The 7,273-nt window shown below is 61.1% G+C and carries 11 protein-coding genes; all 11 read left to right on the top strand.

Annotated elements, in window-relative coordinates; all coding sequences use genetic code 11:
• The first annotated feature begins 28 nt into the window (after positions 1-28).
• Complete coding sequence (locus WC683_18480; protein ID MFA4974596.1) at positions 29-361, top strand: hypothetical protein; 333 nt, start codon at positions 29-31, stop codon at positions 359-361.
• Positions 358-681 (top strand): hypothetical protein, encoded by a 324-nt coding sequence (locus WC683_18475; GenBank protein ID MFA4974595.1) that lies wholly within the window; start codon positions 358-360, stop codon positions 679-681. The genes WC683_18480 and WC683_18475 overlap by 4 nt, the downstream gene beginning before the upstream one ends.
• Positions 682-1,230: 549 nt before the next feature.
• Positions 1,231-1,554 carry an anaerobic ribonucleoside-triphosphate reductase gene (gene nrdD, locus WC683_18470; protein MFA4974594.1) on the top strand — a complete coding sequence of 108 codons (324 nt, stop codon included), beginning with the start codon at positions 1,231-1,233 and terminating at the stop codon, positions 1,552-1,554.
• A gap of 110 nt (positions 1,555-1,664) precedes the next feature.
• A complete protein-coding gene (locus WC683_18465; protein MFA4974593.1) occupies positions 1,665-1,826 on the top strand; it encodes a hypothetical protein in 162 nt (53 codons plus the stop codon).
• Between the two features lie 241 nt (positions 1,827-2,067).
• Positions 2,068-2,397 (top strand): hypothetical protein, encoded by a 330-nt coding sequence (locus tag WC683_18460; GenBank protein MFA4974592.1) that lies wholly within the window; start codon positions 2,068-2,070, stop codon positions 2,395-2,397.
• Between the two features lie 226 nt (positions 2,398-2,623).
• Positions 2,624-3,085 (top strand): DUF5681 domain-containing protein, encoded by a 462-nt coding sequence (locus WC683_18455; GenBank protein ID MFA4974591.1) that lies wholly within the window; start codon positions 2,624-2,626, stop codon positions 3,083-3,085.
• The gene (locus WC683_18450; protein ID MFA4974590.1) at positions 3,036-4,442 is read left to right on the top strand and encodes a terminase family protein; all 1,407 of its coding nucleotides are present in this window, start codon (positions 3,036-3,038) and stop codon (positions 4,440-4,442) included. The genes WC683_18455 and WC683_18450 overlap by 50 nt, the downstream gene beginning before the upstream one ends.
• Positions 4,443-4,452: 10 nt before the next feature.
• Entirely contained in the window at positions 4,453-4,689 is a 237-nt protein-coding gene (locus WC683_18445; protein ID MFA4974589.1) for a hypothetical protein, read from the top strand.
• Between the two features lie 12 nt (positions 4,690-4,701).
• Positions 4,702-6,237: a phage portal protein gene (locus WC683_18440; protein MFA4974588.1), complete on the top strand. Its 1,536-nt coding sequence runs from the start codon at positions 4,702-4,704 to the stop codon at positions 6,235-6,237.
• Complete coding sequence (locus WC683_18435; protein ID MFA4974587.1) at positions 6,234-6,944, top strand: hypothetical protein; 711 nt, start codon at positions 6,234-6,236, stop codon at positions 6,942-6,944. The genes WC683_18440 and WC683_18435 overlap by 4 nt, the downstream gene beginning before the upstream one ends.
• Before the next feature lie 3 nt (positions 6,945-6,947).
• Positions 6,948-7,273 (top strand): HK97 family phage prohead protease (locus WC683_18430; GenBank protein MFA4974586.1); only part of this gene is annotated, 326 nt, incomplete at its 3' end.

The following is a 7,273-nucleotide window of genomic DNA, read 5'->3' as shown; positions in this document are numbered from 1 at the left end:
GCATAGAATGCCTGGAGGCGAGTGAGAGATGAGCGAGATCAGCGACGAGCGGCTAGAGGCGATGTGCCGCATGATGGAGGTAACGTCGGGCTGGATAATTGGGGGTATCCCCGTGTCCGAACTGGCGCAAATCGCCAGGGAGCTACAGGCGCGGCGCAAGGCTGCGCAGGAGAGCCATGATGAGCTGGAGCGGGCGGTGTGTCAGATTGAGAATACTGTTATCAATCTGCGCCGTCGCATCGAGGCGCTAGAGGCGCGGCCTGTGGGCGGGTATCCGTATCCGGTGTATGTGCCATGCGAGCCGTCGCCGTGGCGGGTGACGTGGACAAACACAACGAGCACGACAGGAGAGCCGAGATGAGCGGTGAGTTTGGGTCTTACAACGTCAACGGCTATGTGGACTGGCAAATAGAGATGGCTGGCTATGATTGCTCGCATGGGAACGATGAGCTGACTCGTTTGTTCGGAAAGCTGTTCAGCGCGTTGGTTCCGATTATGGGGGATATATGCCGATCGGAGGCCAGCGATTCCGGGCCAGAAGAGCCGATCATGACGGCCATCAGTCAGATGGCGGTAGTGGATGCTGCTATGGATGACATAAAGAAGTACCTCGATACCTATCGGCGCGTTGCACAGCAGGCGGTACGGAGAGCGCAAGAAAACAACGATGGAGGCGCATAGAGAATGAGCGAGCAAGCGGTCAAAGAGCGGCGAGTTCCGTGTGAGGTGAGAGATGAAGGGTAGCTTTCGAGACCTAACAGGGCAGCGATTCGGGCGGCTAACTGTGACTGGGCGCGCTCCGAATAGAGCAAGGCATATCTACTGGCTTTGCCGTTGTGATTGTGGCAATGAGGTTACGGTGAGGGCGGATGGGCTAACCCGTGGCGCTACGACTAGTTGCGGTTGCTATCATCGTGACGTGGTGACGAAGCATGGGTTGTGGAGGTCGGATGCATATGGCGTCTGGACTGGCATGGTTCAGCGGTGCGTTAATCCGAACCATCACGCATATCACCGCTATGGGGGGCGCGGGATAAAGGTCTGTGAGCGCTGGCATGACTTTGAGGCATTCTATTGCGATATGTACCCAAAACCGTCAAGGGGGCACTCGCTGGAGCGCATTGACAACGATGGGGATTACACGCCCGATAACTGTCGGTGGGCGACCAGAAAAGAGCAATCGCGTAATAGGGCGGACAACCGTTTGCTAACCTATAAAGGAGAAACCAGATGCCTGACCGAATGGGCAGAGATAATCGGGATGAAGAAGTCGGCACTGTCGGAGCGGATGAGACGGGGGTGGAACGTTCAGGAAGCGATAGAGATTCCGATAGACTTGGGAAACAGGGGGTGAACCCATATGAACATTGGCGGGTGAAAACCCTCATATTTTCACGCATAGTTGGCTATCTGCAACCTGTGGATGGTTGGAACCCAGGCAAGGCCCGCGAGTTCGCCGAGCGCGTGGTGTACAAGCCGGACCTGCGCGGCGATCCTGACGGCACAACCAGCGCCGAGCGCGAGATGGCTATCCACGGCGGGGGGCTGGAATGAACGGTAGCCGTCACTATCCGATAGGCGCGTGGCCAATCTACCACGACGCATGGTGCGTCTCATACAGCAAGGGCGCGGGTTTACGGTGTTCCTGCCGAGAAGGGAGAGTGATGACGCCGACGGTAACGACTAGGGACATACGCCGCATCGAGGCGTGGGCGAGAGAGTGGCGGCAGATGACGCCGACGGAGCGCGAGAACTGGCGCAAGGTGGCACAGAAACGGAGGCGCGATAGAGCCAGCCAGACAACCGGAGCGACGCTGTGCCATTGAGCGTGGATGAGCGGCTAGACATGCAGGCCGCTATGGAGCGCCTTACCGAGAAACAACGGTGGGCGCTCCTTTTGGTGTGCTACTACGGCTATACACAAGAAGAGGCGGCGGCGACCCTCGGAATCACCCGCCGCAGCCTATGCTATCGCCTCAAGAATGCAATCCTCCGAATTAGGCAATTCCTCATGTGAAAACCTTCACAAAACACCTCTGAAATGACTAGTAGTAGTAGGAGGGTGCTATGGCTGGGGACCGGCTTTGTATCGGCTGCGGGATCGTCATTGATCGCCCGTTTTGGCTTTGCCAGACCTGCGAGGATGACGTTGGCGTGGCGGGGGTGGACTATGCCGACTGGCCGGAATACCTCAAGTACTTGGCGCTAGATGCACAACGCGAAGAGCGCAGCCTAGACAACGACGCGATTAGCCTTGACGCATTTGAGGAATGGATCGGCGAGATGCTAGAGCCGCCGGATGATGACGCGCTTATGGCTTATGCGCCCTACGCTGACGAAGCGGCAAACGAGGCCTATCGCAAGAGCAATGGGATCAGGCCGAGGCCGAACGGCTAGCGTGGGAGGTCGAGATTGACGGAGAAGCCGCTGACATTTGAGGCCGCGTTCCCTCCCATTCAGAGCGCGATCAAGGTATACGGCGATAAGCAGGGTATGCGGATACAGCTCGACATCCCCGAATCGGCTATGGCCGACGCGATTGGGCTGCTGGCATGGCGAGAGCGGGTGCTGCGAGTGACGGTGGAGCCGGTCAACCTGCGTGACAAGTTGGGGCAAGTTCAGAATGGCGAATCCGACGGGCAAGGGCGGATGGACAAAAGGGCAAAGCGGAAATCCGCGTGGCGGCCCGCCGAAATCCAGGGCGATGACGGCGATCCTGGAGAGAGCGGGCAGCCGTTCTGTTGTCATGCCCGACGGCAAGCGCATATCCGGCAAGCGGTTCATGGCCGTCGCGCTGTGGGAGCTGGTCACGACGGGCAGCGTTACCATGCCCAATGGGATCGTTTGGGTGGTCGAGCCGCGAGACTGGCTAGAGACGGTGAAATGGCTCTATGTGCATATAGACGGGGCGGCGAAGCAGCAGGTGGACGTGATGAGCGATGGCGAGAGCTTGGCTGGACGAGTTACCGATGAGCAGCGATTTGCTGCCGTTATGGGAGCGTTTGTCGCCCTCGGAACGCGTGTGCATGGAGGTGATGGCGAGGGGCCGCCCGCCGTGGCTCCCGCTGGAGGGGCCACAGACTAGCGCCTTTTGGTCACGAGCGGACGAGCTATTTTACGGCGGCGCGGCGGGTGGCGGCAAGACGGACCTGCTCCTGGGGCTAGCGCTCCTAGCGCACAGGCGCAGCATCATATTCCGGCGAGAGTATTCGCAGCTCAAGGGCATCCTGGCGCGTAGCCGCGAGCTATTGCGTGGCACAAGGGCCAGCTACAACGGGCAGGCGAGCATCTGGCGAGACCTGCCGGGGGGCGGCGAGCTAGAGTTCGGCGCGATGCAATACGAGCCGGACGTGGAGCGGTATCAGGGCCGTCCACATGATCTGGTGGCGTTCGATGAGCTGTCGCACTTTACCAAGTTCCAGTACACCTACGTGATCGGCTGGAACCGCACAACGGACACGAGACAACGCTGCCGCGTGGTAGCCGCTGGCAACCCGCCGATGGACGCTGACGGCGAGTGGGTGATCCAGTATTGGGCCGCGTGGCTCGATCCGCAACATCCGAATCCGGCCCGGCCTGGGGAGTTGCGCTGGTATGCGATGCTGGACGGCAAAGAGGAAGAGCGCGAGGACGGCCAGCCCTTCGAGTGGAAGGGCGAGACGATCCGGCCCAAGTCGCGCACGTTCATACCGGCGCGGGTAAGCGACAACCCGCACTTGATGGCAACCGACTATGAATCGCGGTTGCAGCAATTGCCGGAGCCGTTTCGCAGCAAGTTATTGGGTGGCTCGTTCACAGCCGATTTTGAGGACGATCCGTGGCAGGTGATACCGACCAGGTGGGTGATAGAGGCGCAAGAGCGCTGGATGCGACGCGAAAGGCCGGACGCGCCCCTGACGGCAATGGGCGTTGACGTGGCGCGTGGGGGCGATGACGAAACGATGGTAGCCAAACGCTATGCCAACTGGTTCGCCGAATTGCGCGCATACCCTGGCAAGGACACGCCGGATGGCCAGAGCGTAGCGCGGATCGTGATAGCACAGCGAGAGGGCAGCGTGATACCGTCAATTGACGTGATCGGCGTGGGGGCGTCGGCATACGACATCCTGACCATGCAGGGCGTTCCTACGCGGCCCGTCAACTTTGCCGAGGGCAGCGACGCGATGGACAAGTCCGGCCAGCTAGGGTTCCTGAACAAGCGCGCCGAATGTTACTGGCGGTTCCGCGAGATGCTGGACCCGGCCAGTGGCGAGGACATAGCGTTGCCGCCGGACAGGAAGCTGCGCGCTGACCTGTGCGCGGCGCGGTGGAAGATGATGGCGAGGGGCATACAGATAGAGAGCAAAGAGGACATCAAAAAACGCTTGGGCCGCTCGCCGGACAGAGCCGACGCGGTGGTCCTGGCGGCATACATAGGCGGTGGGCATGGCATTTACATCTAGCGGAGGTGATATGGGTATCGCTAAGCTGCGCGTTTCTATATTGGATAGGGTTCCGTTCTGGCAGGAGTTGCCGCTGCCCTCCGATACCGTTGTGTTGGGTATAGGCATGGGCGATGCTCATACCATGTATTTGCGAGTGAAGCATCCTGACATTCCAGAGGGGCTTGAGTTTGTGCTCGCAGAGTTTACCAAAGACGCGTCCGGCAACAGCGTGTTTGATAAGTGGACGCGCTGCGATACGGCATGACAGGCGGTGGGCATGGCATCTTTGTTTGATAGGCTGCGGATAGCCTTTAAGCGGACAAGTGAGTACATCGCTATGACCGCCCCGTGGGAGCGGACGGCGAGGTGGTTTCCGCACGACTTTGCGAACCTGGTCGAGGAGGGCTACCAGAAGAGCGAGCTAGTTTTCGCCTGCCTGCAGCTCATTGCCAACTGCGCGAGCGAGGCCACCATGCGCGTCTACAACCCCGCCGGTGACGCGCTGGACAAGCACCCGCTGCGGGCTTTGCTCATGCATCCCTGCCCCGGCCTGAAGATGTCCGAGTACGACTTTTGGGAGCTGACGCTCCTGATGATGCACCTGGCGGGCGTGTCCTATTGGGAGAAGGAACGGGCGGCGAGGGGTAACGTCGTGGCGCTGTGGCCGCTGCGCCCGGATACCGTCAAGGTGGTACCGGGGGCGCGGGGGATAGATCACTACGAGGTCGGTGTGGAGCGGGCGATTGTGCCAGAGGCCGACATGCTGCGCTTTGCGTTCACCAACCCGCTATCGCCATTCGACGCGCAATCGCCGCTCCAGGTGGCAGCGCGGCAGGTCAATGTGGACATAGACCTGCAGGCCTACGTCAAATTGCTATTCCAAAACAACACGGTCCCGCAGGGCGTGTTGACCACGGAGCAATATCTGATAGACCCGGAAGCCGATGCGCTGGCGGAGCGGTGGGAGAAGCGGCAAGGCGGGGAGCGACGGGGCCGAGTGGCCGTATTGGGCAAAGGCGCGACATACCAGGAGATCGGCTCGCGGCTGGAGAACATAGATTCGACCAACCTGCATCAGCTCTCCGAGACGCGCATCTGCATGGCGATGGGCGTGCCACCGATTCTAATCGGGGCGCTGGCCGGGCTGGAAAAGGCCACGTACAGCAACTATGAGCAGGCGGAGGTCCAGTTCTGGCACAGCAAGATATTGCCGCTGTGGAAAAAACTATCTGACCAGATGGACGAGGAGCTGGCCCCAGATTTTGGCAGCGGGTTAGCCTGTCGCTGGGACCTGACCGGCGTATGGGCGTTGCAGCGCGAGGAGCAGGCCAAGCGCGAGTTCGCGCTCAAGGAATTGCAGGCGGGCGTGGCGACAGTAAACGAGTTCCGGGCCGTGGCGGGGCGTGAGGATGTGCCGGCGGGCGACGTGCTGCTGTGGCCATCCAGCGCCAAGCCGCAACTGGCGGCGGAAAAGTACGAGAAGCCAGCACCCGTGGCGGTCCCGCCGCCCCAGACATTGCCAGCAGACGAGGGCGCGGGCAACGAGGAAGCCGAGCCAGCGAAGGCGGCCAAACAATTCGCGGCGGGTATTGTCGAACCGATTGACGAGTACCTGGACGAGGCGCGGGAGTGGGAGCGGACGCCGCTCTGGATGCAGACGGCGGCGCAGCGTTACACCAAGTCCTTGCGCGAGCTAGACGAGGCGTTCCGCTGGCAATCGTATAACGCGATCCTGTCCATCTCAGATGACGCCTGGCAGGCGGCCAGCGAAGGCAAGGCGCTTGACGCGCCGGAACCAACAGAGCGCAAATGAGCGAGCCAATAAGCGCGTCGGGCCACGCGCACGAGGTCAAATCGCTGGACTGGCAGGCGCTGGTGGACCAAATGACGGACGTGCAGAGGCTAGTCCACCTGGCAGCGCGGCACACCGAGGACCACGTGCGAGTCAGGCGCGAGACGATGATACGCGAGACGATGGAGCACTACGGCGAGGCGATCCGGCAAGAGGTGATCCACATCGGCTGCCCCGACCCTGGGCGCGTCTATCTGCGAGAGGGCGCGGCGTTGCGGGGGATAGCCACGCACATAAACGAGGTGGCGGCGGGCATCGAGAACACCTTCAACTACGACCTGGCGCGGGCCATATTGCAGATCGGCGCGGAGACGCCCACGGCGAACCGCTGGGTGTATGCATACCGGCTCAATGGCTGGGAAGCGGAGCGCATGGCAAGCCGGGGGCCGATGATCGGTGAGACCGAGACGAGCTGGGCGATAAACGCGGCAAAGGAAGCGTTCTGGCAGAACAACGCGCAGATACGGGCGGCGGCGGAGGTTGTGCCGTATCCGACCAAGTGCCCCATTTGCGCCGAGTATGTGGCGGGCAACCCGTATCCCAGCATGGACGCGCTGTACCGGCGGTGCAAATTGCCAGCGCACCCCAGGTGCCCGCATCACGGCTCGCCACTACTGGATAGACGGCTAACGCGGGACGAATGCCGCGATTTGTGGATTGGAGGCTAGAGCATGGAACATAAGACGGTTCCTTTCGAGATAAAGGAGCTGACCGACCTGGGCGTGTTTGAGGGCTATGCTAGCGTCTTTGGCAACGTGGATGCGGGCGGCGACGTGGTAGAGCGCGGCGCGTTCGCCAAGACGCTGAAGGAGCGCGGAAGCAAGGTGCGCGTGTGCCACCAGCACGATTGGAAGGATGTGATCGGCAAGCCGCTGGAATTGCGTGAGGACGACCGGGGCCTGTACGTCAAGGCGCAGTTGGTGCTGGATGTGCAACGGGCGAGAGAGGATTATGCGCTCATGAAAGCGGGGGCCTTGACGGACCTGTCCATCGGCTA

The organism is bacterium, from assembly GCA_041648665.1.
Classification (GTDB): Bacteria; UBA10199; UBA10199; order 2-02-FULL-44-16; family JAAZCA01; genus JAFGMW01.
The sequence above is the reverse complement of the archived record's forward strand: the minus strand, read 5'-3'. Positions and strand labels throughout refer to the sequence as shown.